This window comes from Deltaproteobacteria bacterium (assembly GCA_020848905.1).
GTDB lineage: Bacteria > Myxococcota_A > Polyangia.
In genome coordinates this window covers 272,596-289,955 of the sequence record JADLHG010000005.1, presented here as the reverse complement: position 1 = coordinate 289,955, position 17,360 = coordinate 272,596, and the positions used below count along the sequence as shown (strand labels likewise).

Here is a 17,360-nt window from a genome sequence, read left to right as displayed (position 1 = left end):
TCCCGCGCCGCGAAACAGCCCAGGACAGCTCTCAGTGTACCACGCCCGCCGCGCACCTCTGCACGGGCCCGGTGGTGCGGTGCCCCGTGCGCCGTAACGATCGCGCGTGGGCCAGCGTAGATCCACCTCGAGCGCGACGACGAGGGGCCATGTCCGGCATCGAGCTGACGAACTTCGTGGACGGCGAGCCGTCACCGCCGAGAGGTGGGCGCTACCTCGAGAAGCTCGCCCCCGCCACGGGAGAGCTCGCGGCGCGCGTGCCGGACAGCGACGCGGCCGACGTGGAGCTGGCGGTGGCGGCCGCGCGGCGGGCCTTTCCGGGCTGGGCCGCGACGCCTGCCGCCGAAAGGTCGCGCCTCCTCCTGCGCCTCGCGGACCTCGTCGAAGCCGGGCTCGAAGCCTTCGCGCAGGCCGAGAGCGCCGACACGGGCAAGCCGCTCCGCGTTGCGCGCACCGTCGACCTCCCCCGCGCGGTGGCGAACTTCCGCTTCTTCGCCACGGCCATCTTGCACGGGCACACCGAGGCGCACGCGATGGACGGCGAGGCGCTGAACGTGACCTTGCGCGCCCCGCGCGGCGTGGCGGGGCTCATCGCGCCCTGGAACCTGCCGCTCTACCTCCTGAGCTGGAAGATCGCCCCCGCGCTGGCCACGGGGAACACGGTGGTGGCCAAGCCCTCCGAGCTCACGCCGTCGACCGCCGCGCTGCTGGGAGAGGTTTGCCGCGAGGCGGGCCTGCCGCCCGGCGTGCTGAACGTCGTGCACGGGCTCGGGCCGCGCGTGGGTGGACCCCTCGTCGCGCACCCCGCCGTGCCCACGATCTCCTTCACGGGCGGGACGGCCACGGGGGCGGCCATCGCGCAGGCCGCGGCCCCCTGCTTCAAGAAGCTGGCGCTCGAGCTCGGCGGAAAGAATCCGACGATCGTGTTCGCCGAGGCCGACCTCGAGGAGGCGGCGCGCGAGGCCGTGCGGGCCGCTTTCTCGAACCAGGGGCAGATCTGCCTCTGCGGCTCGCGCGTGCTCGTGGAGGCGTCGGTCTACGACGGCTTCGTCGCCCTCTTTCTCGAGCGGGTACGTGCGCTCCGCGTGGGCGACCCGCTCGACCCGCAGACGGATCTCGGCGCGGTCATCTCGCGCGCGCACCTGGAGAAGGTCCAGCGCTACGTGCAGCTCGCGCGGCGCGAGGGGGGAGCGATCCTCGCGGGTGGAGGGCTGGCCGAGCCACCGAGCGCGCGCTGTCGCGACGGTTTCTTCCACCAGCCGACGGTCATCGCCGGGCTGGGTCCGTCGTGCCGCGTGAACCAGGAGGAGATCTTCGGCCCGGTGGTCACGCTGCTCCCCTTCCGAGACGAGGAGGAGGCGCTCTCCATCGCCAACGGGACGCCGTACGGGCTCTCCGCCTCGGTCTGGACGCGGGACCTGGACCGCGCGCACCGCGTGGCCGCGCGGCTCGAGGCCGGCACGGTGTGGGTGAACTGCTGGATGCTGCGCGACCTGCGCGTGCCCTTCGGCGGAACGAAGCAGAGCGGGCTCGGGCGCGAGGGGGGCGACGAGGCGCTGCGCTTCTTCACCGAGCCGAAGAACGTGTGCGTGCGCTATGGGTCGAGTCGGGCGCGCGGGAGCTCCCGTGGCTGATCCCCGCGATACGATCATCACGGCCCGAGCCCCGTCGCCGGTCGGCGCCTACCCGCATGCGCGACGCGCCGGCTCGTTGCTCTTCCTCTCGGGAGTCGGCCCGCGGCGCCCCGGAGACGGCAGCATCCCCGGGCTCGTGCAGGACGACCGCGGTGCCGTGCGCTCGTACGACTTCGCCGCGCAGTGCCGGCAGGTCTTCGCCAACGTGCGCGCGATCCTCGAGGACGCGGGGTCGAGCTGGGAGCGCATCGTGGACGTGACGGTCTTTCTCACGGACATGAAGCGTGACTTCACGACCTTCAACCGGCTCTACGCGGAGGCCTTCGCCGGGAATCAGCCGACGCGCACCACCGTCGAGGTGAACGCGCTCCCCACCCCCATCGCCGTCGAGCTCAAGGTCATCGCTACGCTGGAGTGACCGGCGCGACCGAGGCTGGCCGCTCGGGTCACGCCGCGATTGTCGATGAACGCCGGCCCGGATTTCCAGAACTCGGCGGTCACGCGACGCCCAACGTTGCGGCAGAGCGCAGGAGCTGCGCGCGGTTTTCCGCCACGCCGGACGCGGTCCCGAACTTGCTCGGGGCGGACGTAGAAAACCCGATCGAGAGGATGGACCCATGCGCAGCCTCGCCATGGCCGGCATCGTTCTTTTCGCCGCCTGCACCGGAGAGCCCACCGAGCCCGCCAGCCTCGAGCGCGAGGCCGAGACCGCGCTCAGCTTCGAGCTCGGGCCGAACGGTCCCTGGCCCCTCCGTTCCCTGATCCTCAAGGCCACGGGGTTTCGCGAAGTCGCCGGCAAGCGGATGCGCTATGCCCTATACGACCGTGGAGCGCACAAGAGGATCGCGACCGGACGTATCCCGGTGCCACATCGAGACAGCTTCTCCCTCGTGGGCCGGGGGCTGACCCAGGCCGGCAAGAACTACCTCTTCGTGTTCTACGTGGACGCCGATAGCGACGGGCGCTGCAATAGCGACACCGATCCGGCGGGGCTGCTCTTCTTCGACGGCGGCACGGGGAATGTCGACCGCGTGGAGATCGCCTGGGGCGACGCGATCGAGCGCGTGACCGCGAAGTTCAATTTCGAGCCCGGACGGTGTCCCGGCGACCCGGAGAAGGACTGCTTCTACTTCGCCGACTCGCACTGTGGGAGGGGCCAGTGCAACGTCGACGACGGCGCCTGCGTGGGCTGCCTCTTCGGCGAGCATTGCGCTGCGCTCGACCCCTCTCGTTCGGCCTGCGTGGACGACACGATGGTCTGCGCGGTCTGCGACCCGGCCGACAACGCGAACGGCAAGAACCCGAACTGCGCGGCGGGGAAGGTGTGCGTGACGGTGAACGGCAGCGGGGGTCCGCGCTACTTCTGCGCGGCGAAGGTCGGGGGAATTCCCTAGCGCAGGTGCTCCGCGGCGTAGACCCGGAGCTCCACGGCGAGCTGATTGATCGTTGAACGGAGCTGCTTGACCGCTTCGCGGTCGGCCGGCGTGACGGACTTGGGCAGGCCCGTAATCGGGGCCATCGCCGCGACGGCCTCCACCTCGGTCAGCCGCTTCGCCAGGCGGGCCGCCGTGTACGTGTTCACGATCCGCTGAGTGGACTGCAGGGACCTGAGCGTGTCCCGGAGCTCGCCGAGGTACGCGTTGAAGGCCAGCTCGCGGACGGTGCGCGCCATCTCCTTCGTGAGGACGAAGGAGGGTTCCTCACCCTTCGCGCCGTCGAGGAGGCGGGCGATGTTAGTCAGGGCGTCGGTGTGGTAGCCCGACCGGACGGCGATCGCGATGCTGCTGATCTTGTGCTGGCCCGCGTCCACCTGCGCCTTGCGTCGCTCGGCCTTGGGTAGCTCCAGGCGGAGCGCGTCGAGCTTCACCTGAATGGTGGCATCAGCCAGCGGATTCGAGAGCTGGCCGAAGAGCCGGGACGCGGCCTTCGGGTCCGTGCGCATCAGCACGCGGACTTCCCGGACCAGACGCAGGGTGTGCCGCACCTCGCGGTTCCGCTGCGCCTGCTCCTTGCGGCTGCGCGCCGGGGGGCCCGGAGCATCCAAGGCCAGCGCGAGCTGGGGGAGGGCGCACAGGCAGACGAGGGCGAGGAGGCCGATTCGGGTTCGTGGAGTCATGCGCGGGGCTACTGCACGGTGCGTGCCGCGACGATGCTCTGGAATCAGGCGTACTTGCCGCGGACGGTGCGCCGGTACGGGGGCCACGGGAGCCAGCCGATCCGGCTACCGCTGCGACCAGCTCCGGCGCGCCGCGTGGGACTTACTCCCGCGTGCGCAGCACCGCGCGCACCGGACTCGCGTCGAAGCCCACGAGGGGTAGTGGCAGCGCGATGAGCTCGTAGAGGCCTTCGGGCACGTGCGAGAGCACGAGCCCCTCGAGCACCGAGAGATCGTGCGCGAGGCAGGCCTGGTGGCTCTCGAGGGCCTTCGAGCTGAACGGATCCACGCTGGGAGTGTCGAGGCCCACGAGCACGACGCCCTCGCGCGCGAGCCGCTCCACCAGCTCGGGGCCGAGCGCGGCGAAGTCCTCGGCGAAGCGTTCCGGGTCGGGGAAGGTGCCCGTGCAGAGGAGTACGCGGGGGGCCTCGAGCCGCGCGGGAAGCGCGTCCGGCGGAATGCGGCGCCCGCGCATGCCAGGCACGCGCAGCACCTGGCACGGGCCGAGGTAGGGCTCGAGGGAGCGGGCCTCGATGCTCGGAGCGCCCTTGCCGTAATGGCTCGGGGCATCGGCGTGCGCGCCGAGGTGCACGGTCGCGTGCAGCGAGGAGAGCGTGAGGTTGTCGCCGCGGGCGAGGTCGGCCAGCACCTCGCGCGAGAGGGGCGTGTCGCCGGGCCACACCGCGCTGCCCGGGGTCAGCGGGGGACTGAGATCGTAGAGCATCCGCGAGAGGCTACCGCTGCAGGAGCGGCATGAACACCGAGAAGACCTTCGGCACGCGGGTCACGGTGACCGCGATCGTCTGGTCGGGGCGCAGGAGGCCGGCGGTGGGGCTGGTCACCTGGACGGAGGCGCTGTGGATCCCGAGGGGGAGCGCCGTCGCATCCACCGTGAGCTCGAGCTGGCTCGCACCGTCGGTCTGCGCGGTGAGCCAGCTCGCGGCCTCGGGGGGCACGGTCACGCCGAAGGCGAGCGGCGCGCCGGTCGTGGTGCGCACGGAGACGCGGTAGCGGCGCGGCCCGGTCGCGGCGTCGGCCAGGTGCGAGAGCACGCTCGTGGAGAGCGCCATCGCGCTGTGGTGCGCCCCCTTCGCGCGCAGCGTGGGGTCCCCGAGGTAGGTCATGCCGTAGTACCAGCTCTTCTCGCCGTCGTCGAAGCCCCCCTCGGCGCGGCGCTGGAACCAGGAGCGATACGCCTCGCCGAAGGTCACGCGCGTGGCCAGCGGCTGGTAGTAGTCCTCGAAGACCAGCATGGCGCCGGTCTTGGTGGGCCCGACGGCACCGAGCCCCTGGCCGCGCCCGAACACATAGAGCCCGCCGAAGTAATTCGCCTCGGTGTGGCGCGCCCCCGAGCAGTTGAAGAGGTTGAAGAAGTGCGTGCGCCGGGCGTTCGCCACCAGATGGCTCTGGTAAAACCAGTCCGGGCTCGAGGTCTTGAACCAGTGCCCGTGCGGATACGAGTGCGCCATCAGGTGCACGTAGGTGGAGCCTTCGTTCGCGCCCCAGCCGTGGTCGAGTCGCGCGCCGTAGTCCGCGGCGGTGGTCGCCGCCGGGGCGAGGACCTGCGTCAAGGCGCCGTACGCCTCGGCGAGCGTGTTCGAGAAGCCGGCCGCGGTCCAGTCGTCGTCCTGATAGGCCAGCGCCACGTCGGGCAGGGTGCTCCCCCCCGTGCGATAGATGTGGTTGCGGTCGAAGTAGCCCGCGAGGAGGTCCGACTCGGTCCCTTCGGCCGAGAGGTTGTGGGCCTGGATGCGGCCGACGAAGACCTCGGGCGCCACGTTGCCGGTGTGCGCGCCGTAGAGGCCGGGGCCGAGCTCGGTCCACGCGCCATCCAGGTCCATGAAGAAGAGATCGATCGGAAACTCCACCGTCGCCCCGTCGAAGTCGTTCGCGTGACGGTACCAGGCGGTGGGGAAATCCCCGACGAGCACGGCCCCGACGAGCCCCCGCGTCGCCCGCGCGAGGAGGCGGTCTTTGATCCCCTGCGGAGTGGTGCCCGCGACGACCGTGACCCACTCCTGCTCGACGAGAAAGCCCTCGGCCTCGAGGTCGCGCCGGTAGCGCTCGAGCCGCGGCCCGAGCGGCGCGGCGAGGCGCTGATTCACGAGCAGCAGCACGAGTGGAGCACTGCCCTCCGCTGCGCGCTGCACCGACGCCTGCGGGGAGATCTTCGTTTCGCTCCCCGCGGGCTGCCGCTGCGTGAAGGCGGCGCGGTCCTGCTGGTGCGTTCCCGCCTGCCCCGGTCCCACCCAGGAGGTGACCGGGACGCAGCTCTCGATGGGGCCGTTGCAGCCCGGCGGGAAGTAGCGGCCCGTCTGCTGCGCGGAGCGGGGCCGGCCCGAACCGTCAGGATCCGGTGCACAGGCCGCGAGGGCCATCGCAAGGGGGAGTGCGAGGCCAAGGACGAGGACGGCCGGGGTCCGGCAGGGATGCTGCGGCATGGCGGGAGGCGATGCACCGCGCGTGCCACGGGTCGGACCATGGGCCCCCACGACTCTGTGCCGCTCCGCCCGCGGGCGGGACACTCGGAACCGGAGGCCTGCGCGCGGAGTCAACGCGGACTCCCGTGGGCACCTCAGGGGCAGGGGGAGCGTTCGTCGCGTCGGCCCCTCGTCAGAGGAGGTTGCGGAGGGCCCAGAGGTCCGGAAAGACGGGTTTGAAGAGGGACTTCTGCAAGAAGGCGACGCCCGAGGAGCCCCCCGTGCCGCTCTTCGTGCCGATGGTGCGCTCGACCATCTTCACGTGCCGGTAGCGCCACTCCTGCAGGCCCTCGTCGAGGTCGGTCAGGAGCTCGAGGAGCACTGCCAGATCCTGCTCGTCCCGGTACAGCCGCAGGAGCTCGCGCTGAAACGCCTCGCTCGGCTCGGTGGGCTGGCGGCGGTTCCGCGTCAGGAGCTCCTTCGGGATCTCGGCGCCGCGTCCCTCGAGGAAGTGATAGAGCGCGTCCATCAGCGATGGATCGTCGAGGCGGCGTTCGAGCTGGGCGTAGGACGGCGTCCCCTTCTCGTAGTGCACGAGCATCTCGGGGCGCTTGTAGCCGAGGAGGTACTCCAGCTCGCGGAACTGCACCGACTGGAAGCCCGACGAAGCCTCGAGCCGGTGCCGGAAGCTGGCGAAGGAGATGGGGGTCATGGTCTCGAGGACGTCGAGCTGGCCCACGAGCGTCTTCAGGATCGTGCGCACGCGCTTCAGCCCGGCGATGGCGTCGAAGAGCTCGCCGTTGCGCAGATCGCGATGGACCTTGTCCAGCTCGTGGAGCGTGAGCTTGAACCAGAGCTCGTAGACCTGGTGGATCACGATGAAGAGGAGCTCGTCGTGTTCGGGCGGCTCGGAGCTGGCCGCTTGCAGGGCCAGGAGCTGATCGAGCTTCAGGTAGCTTTGATAGGTGACGTGCTTGCTGGTCATCGCAGGACTCCGAAGAGCAGGGCGGCGCTGGCGAGGAGCAGGCCGAGACCGAGAGCCGCGCCGAGCACGGTGCGGTCCTGGTGACGGGCGCGCGCCACCGCGTCGCCGTAGGGGATGCGGGTGAAGCTCACCATGTCGTAGAGCGGCAGGTACCAGAAGGGGAGCAGCCGCTGCAGCAGGTGCTCGAGGTGCTTGCGCCCCCTGAACCAGCGGGACGCGACCTTGTCGCGCATCTCGAGAAAGTTGCCGATGGCCAGCTCGGCGAGCGCGTCGACGTGCGGCTTGCGCCGCGCGAAGTACGTGCGAAACGCCGCGCCGAAGTCCAGCTCGTGCTGGACGAGGCACTCCTTCAGCACCACGCAGTCCTCGAACGACGCGTTCATCCCCTGGCCGTAGAAAGGGACCACGGCGTGCGCCGCGTCCCCGAGGAGCACGATCTTGTCGCTGACGTACCAGGGGGCGCAGCGGACCGTGACGAGGGAGCTCGTGGGGTTCGAGATGAAGTCCTCGATCAGCGTGGGCATCAGCGGCACGGCGTCGGCGAAGTGCCGCTCGAAGAAGGCGCGGACGCGGCCCGGCGTGACGAGCTCGGCGAAGCTGTCGGGCCCTTCGAAGGGCCAGAAGATGGTGCAGGTGAAGGATTCGTCCCGGTTGGGGAGCGCGATCATCATGAACGAGCCGCGGGGCCAGATGTGCAGCGCGTGCGGGTCGAGGGCGAATCCACCACCGCTCCGGGCGGGGATGGTGAGCTCCTTGTAGCCGTGCGAGAGGAAGTCCTGCCGGTAGTCGAAGCGGTCGAGGCGCTGCATGGCGCGTCGCACGGCCGAGAAGGCACCGTCCGCCCCGACGAGGAAGGCGTTGTGGTTTTCGAACGTCTGCCCTGTCGCCTCGTCGAGGAACGTGGCGCTCCCCGTGGCGAGGTCCGCATCGGTGCAGCGGTGCCGAAAGCGGAGCGAGAGGTTCGGCAGGCGTTCGGCCGCGTCGAGGAGCGCCTGGTTGAGCCCGGTGCGCGAGAAGGACCAGATGGCCTCCTTCCCGCTCGCGCTGTAGGGCAGGTAGCTCGTCGTGCCGTCCGCCTGGTGCAGCATGCGCCCGCGCATCGGGATGGCGTGCTCCAGGATCTCCTGCGCCAGCCCTACCTGTTCGAGGGCGTGGATCCCGCGCGCCGAGACGGCCAGGTTGATCGAGCGGCCGCGCTCGGCCTGGGACGCGCGCAGGTCGGCGCGGCGCTCGAAGAGCTCCACCTCGAACCCGAGCTGGGCCAGCATCGTGGCGGCGAGGGTGCCGCCGAGGCCCGCGCCGGCGACGGTGACGCGTGTGTCCCGATACGAAGTGGACATGCTCTCAGCTCGCTTGCCTGAGCAGCTCGAAGAGGCGGAAGACGTCTTCGAAGCGGTTGTAGAGAGGCACGGGGGCGACGCGCAGCACGTTCGGCGGGCGGAAGTCGCAGACCGCGCCGCCGGCTGTGAGGGCGGCCTTGAGGCGCTCCGGATCCTTGCGCACGAGGAGGGAGAGCTGGCAACCGCGCGCCGCGGGGGTGCGCGGCGTGATGAGCTCGAGCGTCCCCCCGGGGAGCCGGTCGAGGAGAAACTCGAGGTAGCCGGTGAGGCGCTCGGACTTCTGGCGCAGCGCAGGCATCCCGACGCGGTCGAAGAGCGCGAGCGAGCTGCGCAGCGGGGCCAGGGCCAGGATCGGAGGGTTGCTGAGCTGCCAGCCCTCCGCGCCGGAGCGCGGCACGAACTCCGGCTGGAGGTGCATCTGGAAGCGGGTGACCGGGTCGTTGCCCCACCAGCCGGCGAGGCGCGGCAGCGCGAGGTTGGCGCCGTGTCGCTCGTGGACGAAGGCGCCGGCCACGGCCCCCGGACCCGCGTTCAGGTACTTGTAGGAACACCAGGCGGCGAAGTCCACCTCCCAGTCGTGCAGCGCGAGCTCCACGTTCCCCGCGGCGTGGGCCAGGTCGAGACCGAAGGTCGCGCCCGCGGCGTGTGCGGCGCGCGCGAGCCGCGGAAGGTCGAAGAGCTGCCCGGAGAAGAAGTTCACTGCGCCGAGGAGCACGAGGGCGATCTCGTCCCCTCGGCTGGCGAGGAGCTCCTCGAGCTGCTCGGGGGCGACGGTGTGGGCGCCGGGGCGCGGTGCGACCGTGAGCAAGCCCTCGCGGGGGTCGAAGCCGTGGTGCGCGAGCTGGGAGGTCACGACGTAGCGGTCCGAGGGGAAGGCCGGCTCGTCGATCAGGATCCGGTACCGCTTCGCCGTGGGCCGGTAGAAGCTGGCGAGGAGCAGGTGCAGGTTCACGGTGAGGCTGTTCATCAGCACCACCTCGCCGGGGCGAGCGCCCACGAGCCGTGCGCCGCTGTAGCGGAACTGTTCGTGGTAGCTGTACCAGGGGTGGCGGCCCTCGAAGTGCGCGTCCACGGCCAGACGAGCCCAGTCCTCGAGCTCCTCGTCGAGCGCGGCGCGGACTCCGCGGGGCTGCAGGCCGAGCGAGTTGCCGCAGAAATAGAGCGCGGGTTCGCCATTCGCGGCGCGGGGGAACAGGAACTCGCTGCGCAGCGGGGCGAGCGGATCGGTCGCGTCGAGGACGCGGGCGCCGGCGAGGGTCGGGGCGAAGGACGCCGAGGCGGCGTTGGGCGTGGCGGTGGGGGCCGAGGTCATCGTGGTCGCTCCTTCCCCTGCGCCGCGGCGAGCCCCAGGAACTCGAGCGCGGTCCCCGAGAGGAGGCGCTCGCGCTCGGCGGGGACGAGCTCGGGGAGCGACGCGATGAGGGCGCCGGGGTGCGCCTCTCCGAGGGGGAAGGGGTAGTCCGAACCGAGAGCCACGCGCTCCACGCCCACCCGCTTGATCAGGAACCGGAGCGCCTCGGCGTCGTGCACGAGCGCGTCGAAGGTCAGGCGCGTCAGGTAGCGCAGCGGCGGATGAGGGTTGTCGGTGGCGCAGAGGTCGGGGCGGACCTCGAAGCCGTGCTGGATGCGGCCGAGCGTGAACGGGAAGGCCCCGCCCCCGTGCGCGAAGCCGAGGCGCAGGCGCGGCAGCCGCTCGAGGACGCCGCCGAAGATGACCGAGCAGATGGCGAGGGTCGTCTCCGTCGGCATACCCACGAGCCAGGGGAGCCAGTACTTGGTCATGCGCTCGGGGGCGAGCATCTCCCAGGGGTGGACGAAGAGCGCGGCGTCGAGGGCCTGCGCGCGCTCGAAGACGGGAAAGAGCGCGGGGTGGTCCAGGTTCCACTCGCCGACGTGGGTGCCGATCTGCGCGCCGCGAAGACCGAGGTCCCGCACGCACCGCTCCAGCTCGCGGGCCGCGAGCTCCGGCTCCTGCAGCGGCAGCGTGCCGAGGCCGACGAAGCGCCCCGGGTGGCGTGCGACCACCTCGGCCAGGTGATCGTTGAGCAACCGCGCGAGGTCGGCGCCGTCGGCGGGGCGCGCCCAGTAGCAGAACATGAGCGGCACGGTGGAGAGGACCTGCAGGCGCACGCCGTCGCGGTCGCACTCGGCGAGGCGCACGGCCGGGTCCCAGCTGTTCGACTGGAGCTCGCGGAAGACCCGCTCGCCGACGAGGATGCGCGCGCAGCCGGGGGCGTGGTGCTCGAGGCGCGGAAAGCCCGCCGCGCCGTAGCGCCGCTCGAGGTCGGGCCAGCGCTCGGGCAGGATATGCGTGTGCAGGTCGACCTTCAAGGGAGGGCCGGGGGAGGCGGCTCCATCACCTGGCCGCAGCTCGTGCAGGTACGGAGGGTGGCGCTGGCGTAGAAGGCCTCCATCACCGGCTTGAGCTGGGTCGTGATGTCCACCAGCCGAAAGTTCGCTTCGTGGAGCACGCGGTGGCAGCGCTCGCAGTACCAGCGCAAGAGGTCGAGCTCGTCCTCGCGCCGCTGCCGCTCCACGACGAGTCCGACGGTCCCGGCGGTGCGCTGCGGCGAGTGCGGTACGAGCGGCGGCAGCAGGAGCAGCTCTCCCTCGCGGATCGGCACGTCGCGCGGGCGACCGTCCTCCATCACGCGCAGGACCATGTCCCCCTCGAGCTGGAAGAAGAGCTCCTCTCCGGGGTCGACGTGGAAGTCCTTCCGGGAGTTCGGGCCCCCGACCACCATCACGATGAACTCCGCGTCCGGGTAGACCTGCGCGTTGCCGACCGGTGGCCTCAGCAGGTGGCGGTGCTCGTCGATCCAGCGCTTGAGGTTGAGGGAACGAAGCTGGGGCACGCGGCTTCTCCGTCGGCGTGGAGACGCGTGGGTCCGGGCGACGCGCCACGGGCCGACGGCCTCGCAGCCCCAATACGTCGTCCGGGGGGGCGGGGCTACGGGCCCGTGGCAGGGGCGTGCAGTCCGGGCGACGGGGTCTCGTCTCGCGTGGCCGGAGGTGCCAGGGCTGGCCAGCGCCTTCGCCGCCTCCAGCGGGCGATCCCCTCGGAATCCGGCGGTAGCTGCCGTGGCACGAGAGGTGCAGCTGGACCAGGGTTAGGAGACCGCCATGACTTCTTCGCTTCGACGCTCTGCCGCCGTCGGCTGCGCCTCGCTGCTCGCCCTGTGCGTGCTCGGAAGCACGGCCGAGGCGAAACAGCCCTCCTTCGTCGGAACCCCAGGCCGCATCCTCGGGCGCATCTTCGGCGGTCCGGTGGAGGCGGTGCGCCACATTCGCCTCTCGGGGGCCTTCGGCCAGCTGATGCGACAGAACCCGCAGCTCGCCACGACCTTCTATGAAGTGCGCGCTCCGGGTGCGGGCGGGCGTTTCGTGAAACGCGCGGGCACGGCGCTGATGGTGGCCATGACCGGCCTGCTCTGGCACCTTGGCGCCGAGCCCAACACCGTCGCCTGGTGGGGTCTGCCGGCCGGGGTGCTCCTGGCTCTCACGCCCGCCGACTGGGCGAGCGACCACGCCGTCGCGCGCCGCGCCGTCGTGAAGCGCGCACTGCGGGCCAGCATCGCCGTGGATCCCCAGCTCACCGCGGCCTACGGCCAATAGCCGCGCGCGGCTAGGAGCCGTCGCATCGGCTGCGTGAAGCGCATCCGACCGTCAACTCGCCTTGAGGCGTCCGCATCAGTAGGTCAGCGTCGGCTCCCAGCAGTCGGCCGCGTTCCCCTTCTTGGCGTACTTGCCGGGGAGGAGCTCGACCTCGAGGGGGCCCGAGCCGCTCTGGCCGCTGTACTTGCCGTCGAGCTTCTTGCCGGTCGGCGCCTCGACGGTTGCGGGGAGGACGAGCTTGACCGGCACGTTCGGGTCGAGCGGCGCGGCGAAGGTGAAGCGCATTTCCGTCCCAGCACCTTGCGTGCTCATCGGGATGGGAGCAGCGAAGGCCGCCCAGCCCGAGTCTGCCCTGCGGCTTAGCTCGAGGAGGAGTGAGGACGCCGCTACTGTTTCAGAGAGCCGCACGGTGACTGATCCGATGTCCGTCCCCATGCCCTTGACCGCTGGGCCGAAGCATACTTGCTTCACCCGTGGTAGCGATCCGATACGAAAGAGGCTCACCTCGCGCGTAGGGACGACCGCGCCCTGCTTGCGGATGGTCAGGACGTAGTCGGTGTCGGCAGAGAACCCCGCCGTAGGCGCGAACTCCATGCTGAACTGGGTTCCACCATTCCAGGCGATCTTCCAGGCGCTCGGCAGGACCGTCTTGCTCTTCCACACCGTCAGAGTTGTCGCGGCCGTGAGCTGCCGGACCATCTCCTCGGCCGAGGCGATCCCCGACGTTACGACGTGTGGATGCACCGAACTATCCGCCGGGAGGTTGCTCAATAGGTGCAGGTAGGACACGCTGACGCTGATCCTGGGGCCCGCCATGCCGTCTCTTGAAGGTGAAGCATGATCGAGTCCCGTGCCGGCATCGGCATGGGTGCTGGCGCGACAGCTCACGAGGAAGAGGCCGAGAAGAAGGACACGAGATGTCGTCATCATGGTCGGCTCCTCACTGTTCGTTGATGGTGATGTACTGGCCGAACGGGTAGTCGAGGACCGCTTGGCTCGCCGTCCAGTAGAACGGGTCTGGCGTCGCATTGTTTGGGTAGGGCACGAAGCTAGGGCAGCGACTCTGCATGCAGCCCCAGTTGTTGCGGGCTACGGAGTGCCCGCTCTCCCCCGGTTGCGGGTCGCGTCCGGCGTTGTTGGCATCGCAGAAGTCGACCCCATTCTTGGCAACCACAGATGCAGGGGAGGACATTATTGAGTGCCCGCACCCGCCCTGATAGAGCCCTCCGCCAAGGTATTCGTCGGCGAGGTGGTAGATGCAATGCCCGAGCTCATGAGTAGAGGTGTCTGCAGCCCAATTCCGAGTGGCGTCCTGCGTGGTCTTGTCTGCCGCGCAGCTTGCGCACGACGGTGAGGTCGGGTCACAGCCGCACCATGCGGAATGTTCGAGCATCACGTAGGCGCCGTACTCGTTGTCGCAGGTGTGCTGCAGCCCATAGCACTGGTTCGGGAGTCCCGTCTCCTTCATGAACATCATCCCGGTGGGGTAGAAGCTCGTGGACGGGTTGTTCCACTGGACGTTCCAGGTATCGATGAAGTGCCTTCCGTCCGTGGCGAAGTAGAAGGCCTGGGTCGTCTTGCGGAGCAGATTCTTGATGTGGAGCTTCTGCGCGGTCGTGGGCGCGAAGTTCGTGCGCACGGTGATCGCGTTCGGGCAGGCCGGACTGCTCGCCGGCGTGTGGAGGTTGGCGTAGAAGCGAAGCTGGCCGGCGCCGGAATAGGACCCGATGGCGATGTTCACGCGCCTCGCATTTGGCCCCGTGAAGGCAGGGATCTTGATGAACTCTGGGTGGCCGGCGCCCATCGCGCTTCCCCATTGGGAGTTCGTGGCCGACGGCAGGGTCGCGGTTGTGCTTGCGTAGACGTCGAAGTCGGAGGCCGGGTTTGCCTCGGAAGGCCAGAGAACCAGTCCCAGATCGTAGCCGGGAGGCTGCCAGAGATAGACGTAGATGACGTCGCCGTCACCGAGGAGCAGCGCCTCGTGCGGGTAGTTCGATTGGACGAACAAGTTATTGGCCGGGGCGCCCTGGTTGTGGCACGCCGGACGGAGGCCGTCGACGTTATAGCCCATGAAATTATCAAACGCATCCGTGCGCCACTTGAAATCCAGGTAGCCCGTCTCGGCCCCGGCGCCGAAGACGTTAAAGGCCTCCGTGAGATTCGGAGAAAACGGCGGTACCGACATGTTGTGCCAGGTACGCGTGCCATTGCGGTACGTGAGGTCGAGACCGTCGAAGTACGCCTCGATGTTGAAGCTCTGTGCCGAGGCGAACCGAAGCCGCACATTCGTGACGTTCTGGCTGAAGAGCATGCGCCAGGGGCGCGTCACCGAATTGGCGTAGACATTGTCCTCTGAATGTAGGTCCTTCGCCTGGTAGTGCAGGATGCTGATGTCGGCCGGGTAGGTCGTGGTCCCCGCGCACTGGACCGGGTACCAGGTCGAGGTGGACTTGAAGGTCTTGGATCTTAGCGGCGGCCCGCCCGGCGGCTCCGGGCCCGGTTCAGCACGCTCGCCGCAGTTGCCTACGAGTGGCGAGAGCACAAGCCAAGCCAAGCCAAGCCTCCGTGCCTGGACGACGAGCTTCTCCCGAACGCTGTCTCTTCATCGTGGCCCCCTTTGCTGCGGTGAGAACGCGGTGGTGGAAGAATTGCCGCGAATGACCCCCAAACGCCTCTTCTCACGGACGCCGCTCTCGCGTCAAGCGTGCGTTCTCGCGAGTTGACTCCCATCATTCGTCGGCCAGTGGCGTCGCCTGCTCGTACCGCGGGGCCGGTACCGGGTCCATGCGTGACGGAGCGCAGGCAGAAGGACGACCGCGCCCGCATTGCTCGCGAGGTGCTCGACCTGCCGAACCGCCCGTACGGACGTGCGAGTCAGTCTGGTGGATGGGCTCCGGCCAAGGAGCCACTACGCTCCGCGGCCTCTCATTCGAGACGCTCGAGGCGCGCGGGGACGTGCTTGTGCCACGGCGTGCCCACGAACGGGTCGCGGTCCTCTAGCGCGGTGAGCTCGTTGGGGGCCACCCCCGGGGTCGTCTCTCCGTAGCGCGTGCCGAGGCCGTTCGGCAGGGAGAGGTGTCCGGGCTGCATGGTGTCGCTCACCTCTACAGACACCGTGGCCGCGCCGCGCCGGGTGGTGAGGCGCACGCGGTCGCCCGTGGAGAGCCCGAGCGCCGCGGCGTCAGCCGGGCTGAGGCGCAGCGCACCGTCGGGGTCCTTCCTGCGCCAGGCAGGGTCGCGCAGGATCGTGTTGGCCGTGAAGGAGCGGCGCTCGCCGGCGGAGAGCACGTAGGGGAACTCGGCGTCGCGTGCGAGGGGTGGTGCGGCGAGCAGCTTGCCGAGCTCCTCCAGCAGGTCCGGAAGGTGCAGCTCGATGGTCGGCACGCGCCTTCGCAGGTCGGCCCATTCGTCCACCGCGAAGACCAGGCCCGACGGCGAGGCGAGGAGCTTCTCGAAGAGCGCGAGCGCCGCGGCGAGCGGTGGGCCGTCGTACCCGGCGCGGGCAAGCGAGGCGGGCGCGGCCATGGCGGCGCGCAAGGCGAGGCCGAGCACCACCGCGCCCTCGCGCAGCTCCTCGGGGAGGTCGAGCGTGCGGTAGAGCAGCACGGGGGCGAGCGGCGCGAGTCGCCGATCTCCGAGGACGCGGGCCATGAAGGTCTGCACGTAGGCGGCGCGACCCGCCTTCGCAGCCTCGCGCAGCGGCGCGTAGTCGAGCTCGGAGACCGCGTCGAGCGCCTCGGCCAGCCGGGCGTGGATCTCCGCCTCGGGGAGCGGCCCCTCGGGCGGGGCGAAGAGGCGCTGGCGCAGGTGGAAGACGTTTTGCGGGAAGTCGAAGTTGAAGAAGGTGGCCTCGGCCTTCTCGAACTGCGTGGCGGCGGGGAGCACGTAGTCGGCGAGCTCGGCGGTCTCGCTCATGCACACGTCGATCACCACCACGGTGTCGAGCGCGCGCAGCGCCTCGCGCAGGCGCGGTGAGTCGGCGAGCGAGTGCGCCGGGTTCGCCGCCTCGACGAGCATCGCTCGGTAGCGCTGCGGGTGATCGGTCAGGATCTCCTCGGCGATCACGTTGCACGGCACCAGCCCGGCGATGATCGGCGCGCCGACGACGGGACTCGTCTTGCCGAGAGCGCCGCCGGAGAGGTCGACCATCGGCGTGGGGACGTAGTGCGTGCCGGGCTTGCCGAAGCTGCCCGTGAGCGCGATGAGCAGGCGGTGCAGGTAGCTCACGAGCGTGGAGCCGTGGTTCATCTGCACGCCCAGATCCTCGAAGCTCGCGAAGGCTCGTGCCGAGCCGATCGCGCCGGCCGCGCGGCGGACCAGCGCCTCGTCGACCCCGGCGCGGGCGCAGTGCGCGCCGACGTCGATGGTGCGCAAAGACTCGAAGATCGTCTCGGCTCCGCGCGTGTGGCCGGCGATGAAGGCGCGGTCGAAGCCGTTCTCCGCAAGGAGGATGGCGAGGAGCGCGGAGAGCAGCCAGGCGTCGGTGCCCGGGCGGACCTGCAGGTGCAGGTCGGCGAGCTCGGCGGTCTCGGTCCGGCGCGGATCGATCACGATCAGCGTGCGCGCGGGATCCTTCGCCAGCTCCCGCAGCGTGAGGCGCGCGCGCGGAATCGAATGCGACTGCCACGGATTCTTGCCGAGGAAGAGCGCCACGTCGCAGTGCTCGAAGTCGGCGCGCGTGGGCGAGCCGAACATGCGCTGGCACACCCAGAACTCGCCGGTCTTCTCCTGCGCGAGCGCGCTCGAGCGGTAGCGCGAGCCGAGCAGCCGACGCGTAGAGGTGGCGTACGCGCCGGGCAGGTGGTTTCCCTGACCTCCGCCGCCGTAGTAGAAGATCGCGTCGCCGCCGAAGGTGTCGCGCACCCGGGCGAGGCGCTCGGCCACCTCGCGGATCGCGACCTCCCAACTGATCGGCTCAAAGCTCCCGTTCGGCCGACGGCGGAGCGGCGAGAGGACGCGCCCCTGCTGATGCTGGTACCGGTCGAGGCGCTGCGCCTTCTCGCAGGCGTAGCCGCGCGAGGCCGGGTGCCGCTTGTCGCCGCGTAGCTGGGTCAGGTGGCGGCCCCCCTCCCCGCCGAGTTCCACTTCGAGGCCGCAGTTGCACTCACAGAGGATGCAGGCCGATCTCTTCCAGTCGCTCATCCCGCGAGAGTCGAGAATCTCGCCCGCTTTTGCAATCGCCCCTTCCCCGAGGGGACGCCTGCGGTGGCC

Annotated in this window: 15 protein-coding genes; 4 read left to right on the top strand and 11 right to left on the bottom strand. The window is 70.1% G+C overall.

Annotation, left to right across the window (positions count from 1 at the left end):
- The first annotated feature begins 149 nt into the window (after positions 1-149).
- From IT371_04130 to IT371_04120, 3 genes are all read left to right on the top strand, one after another.
- Positions 150-1,634: an aldehyde dehydrogenase gene (locus tag IT371_04130; protein MCC6746822.1), complete on the top strand. Its 1,485-nt coding sequence runs from the start codon at positions 150-152 to the stop codon at positions 1,632-1,634.
- Entirely contained in the window at positions 1,597-2,052 is a 456-nt protein-coding gene (locus IT371_04125; GenBank protein ID MCC6746821.1) for a RidA family protein, read from the top strand. The genes IT371_04130 and IT371_04125 overlap by 38 nt, the downstream gene beginning before the upstream one ends.
- A 199-nt stretch (positions 2,053-2,251) precedes the next feature.
- Positions 2,252-3,028, top strand: a complete 777-nt coding sequence (locus IT371_04120; protein MCC6746820.1) for a hypothetical protein — start codon at positions 2,252-2,254, stop codon at positions 3,026-3,028.
- Here IT371_04120 and IT371_04115 read toward each other — a convergent pair.
- The 8 genes from IT371_04115 to IT371_04080 form a co-directional block, all read right to left on the bottom strand.
- Positions 3,025-3,750 (bottom strand): hypothetical protein, encoded by a 726-nt coding sequence (locus IT371_04115; protein MCC6746819.1) that lies wholly within the window; start codon positions 3,748-3,750, stop codon positions 3,025-3,027. The genes IT371_04120 and IT371_04115 overlap by 4 nt on opposite strands.
- 142 nt (positions 3,751-3,892) lie before the next feature.
- Positions 3,893-4,513: a cyclase family protein gene (locus tag IT371_04110; GenBank protein ID MCC6746818.1), complete on the bottom strand. Its 621-nt coding sequence runs from the start codon at positions 4,511-4,513 to the stop codon at positions 3,893-3,895.
- Between the two features lie 10 nt (positions 4,514-4,523).
- The gene (locus IT371_04105; protein ID MCC6746817.1) at positions 4,524-6,230 is read right to left on the bottom strand and encodes a hypothetical protein; all 1,707 of its coding nucleotides are present in this window, start codon (positions 6,228-6,230) and stop codon (positions 4,524-4,526) included.
- A gap of 172 nt (positions 6,231-6,402) precedes the next feature.
- Positions 6,403-7,194, bottom strand: a complete 792-nt coding sequence (locus IT371_04100) for a tryptophan 2,3-dioxygenase (GenBank protein MCC6746816.1) — start codon at positions 7,192-7,194, stop codon at positions 6,403-6,405.
- Complete coding sequence (locus tag IT371_04095) at positions 7,191-8,534, bottom strand: FAD-dependent monooxygenase (protein ID MCC6746815.1); 1,344 nt, start codon at positions 8,532-8,534, stop codon at positions 7,191-7,193. Before IT371_04095 ends, IT371_04100 begins: the two co-directional genes overlap by 4 nt.
- Positions 8,535-8,538: 4 nt before the next feature.
- A complete protein-coding gene (gene kynU, locus IT371_04090) occupies positions 8,539-9,846 on the bottom strand; it encodes a kynureninase (protein MCC6746814.1) in 1,308 nt (435 codons plus the stop codon).
- Complete coding sequence (locus IT371_04085) at positions 9,843-10,865, bottom strand: amidohydrolase (GenBank protein MCC6746813.1); 1,023 nt, start codon at positions 10,863-10,865, stop codon at positions 9,843-9,845. The genes kynU and IT371_04085 overlap by 4 nt, the downstream gene beginning before the upstream one ends.
- The gene (locus IT371_04080) at positions 10,862-11,389 is read right to left on the bottom strand and encodes a 3-hydroxyanthranilate 3,4-dioxygenase (GenBank protein MCC6746812.1); all 528 of its coding nucleotides are present in this window, start codon (positions 11,387-11,389) and stop codon (positions 10,862-10,864) included. The genes IT371_04085 and IT371_04080 overlap by 4 nt, the downstream gene beginning before the upstream one ends.
- Before the next feature lie 268 nt (positions 11,390-11,657).
- Between IT371_04080 and IT371_04075 the strand changes: the two genes are divergently transcribed.
- Positions 11,658-12,149 carry a hypothetical protein gene (locus IT371_04075; protein MCC6746811.1) on the top strand — a complete coding sequence of 164 codons (492 nt, stop codon included), beginning with the start codon at positions 11,658-11,660 and terminating at the stop codon, positions 12,147-12,149.
- A gap of 75 nt (positions 12,150-12,224) precedes the next feature.
- Here the strand turns inward: IT371_04075 and IT371_04070 are convergent, their stop codons facing one another.
- The 3 genes from IT371_04070 to IT371_04060 all read right to left on the bottom strand — a co-directional run bounded on the left by IT371_04070 (position 12,225) and on the right by IT371_04060 (position 17,291).
- Positions 12,225-13,079: a hypothetical protein gene (locus IT371_04070; protein MCC6746810.1), complete on the bottom strand. Its 855-nt coding sequence runs from the start codon at positions 13,077-13,079 to the stop codon at positions 12,225-12,227.
- Positions 13,080-13,089: 10 nt separating this feature from the next.
- Positions 13,090-14,703, bottom strand: a complete 1,614-nt coding sequence (locus IT371_04065; GenBank protein MCC6746809.1) for a hypothetical protein — start codon at positions 14,701-14,703, stop codon at positions 13,090-13,092.
- Between the two features lie 371 nt (positions 14,704-15,074).
- The gene (locus IT371_04060; protein MCC6746808.1) at positions 15,075-17,291 is read right to left on the bottom strand and encodes a molybdopterin-dependent oxidoreductase; all 2,217 of its coding nucleotides are present in this window, start codon (positions 17,289-17,291) and stop codon (positions 15,075-15,077) included.
- Between the last annotated feature and the right edge of the window lie 69 nt (positions 17,292-17,360).

Bases quoted from the DNA above. Each gene is read 5' to 3' on its own strand.
- IT371_04130 (MCC6746822.1), top strand. From the start codon at position 150: ATGTCCGGCATCGAGCTGACGAACTTCGTGGACGGCGAGCCGTCACCG.
- IT371_04125 (MCC6746821.1), top strand. From the start codon at position 1,597: ATGGGTCGAGTCGGGCGCGCGGGAGCTCCCGTGGCTGATCCCCGCGAT.
- IT371_04120 (MCC6746820.1), top strand. From the start codon at position 2,252: ATGCGCAGCCTCGCCATGGCCGGCATCGTTCTTTTCGCCGCCTGCACC.
- IT371_04115 (MCC6746819.1), bottom strand. From the start codon at position 3,750: ATGACTCCACGAACCCGAATCGGCCTCCTCGCCCTCGTCTGCCTGTGC.
- IT371_04110 (MCC6746818.1), bottom strand. From the start codon at position 4,513: ATGCTCTACGATCTCAGTCCCCCGCTGACCCCGGGCAGCGCGGTGTGG.
- IT371_04105 (MCC6746817.1), bottom strand. From the start codon at position 6,230: ATGCCGCAGCATCCCTGCCGGACCCCGGCCGTCCTCGTCCTTGGCCTC.
- IT371_04100 (MCC6746816.1), bottom strand. From the start codon at position 7,194: ATGACCAGCAAGCACGTCACCTATCAAAGCTACCTGAAGCTCGATCAG.
- IT371_04095 (MCC6746815.1), bottom strand. From the start codon at position 8,534: ATGTCCACTTCGTATCGGGACACACGCGTCACCGTCGCCGGCGCGGGC.
- kynU (MCC6746814.1), bottom strand. From the start codon at position 9,846: ATGACCTCGGCCCCCACCGCCACGCCCAACGCCGCCTCGGCGTCCTTC.
- IT371_04075 (MCC6746811.1), top strand. From the start codon at position 11,658: ATGACTTCTTCGCTTCGACGCTCTGCCGCCGTCGGCTGCGCCTCGCTG.
- IT371_04070 (MCC6746810.1), bottom strand. From the start codon at position 13,079: ATGATGACGACATCTCGTGTCCTTCTTCTCGGCCTCTTCCTCGTGAGC.
- IT371_04060 (MCC6746808.1), bottom strand. From the start codon at position 17,291: ATGAGCGACTGGAAGAGATCGGCCTGCATCCTCTGTGAGTGCAACTGC.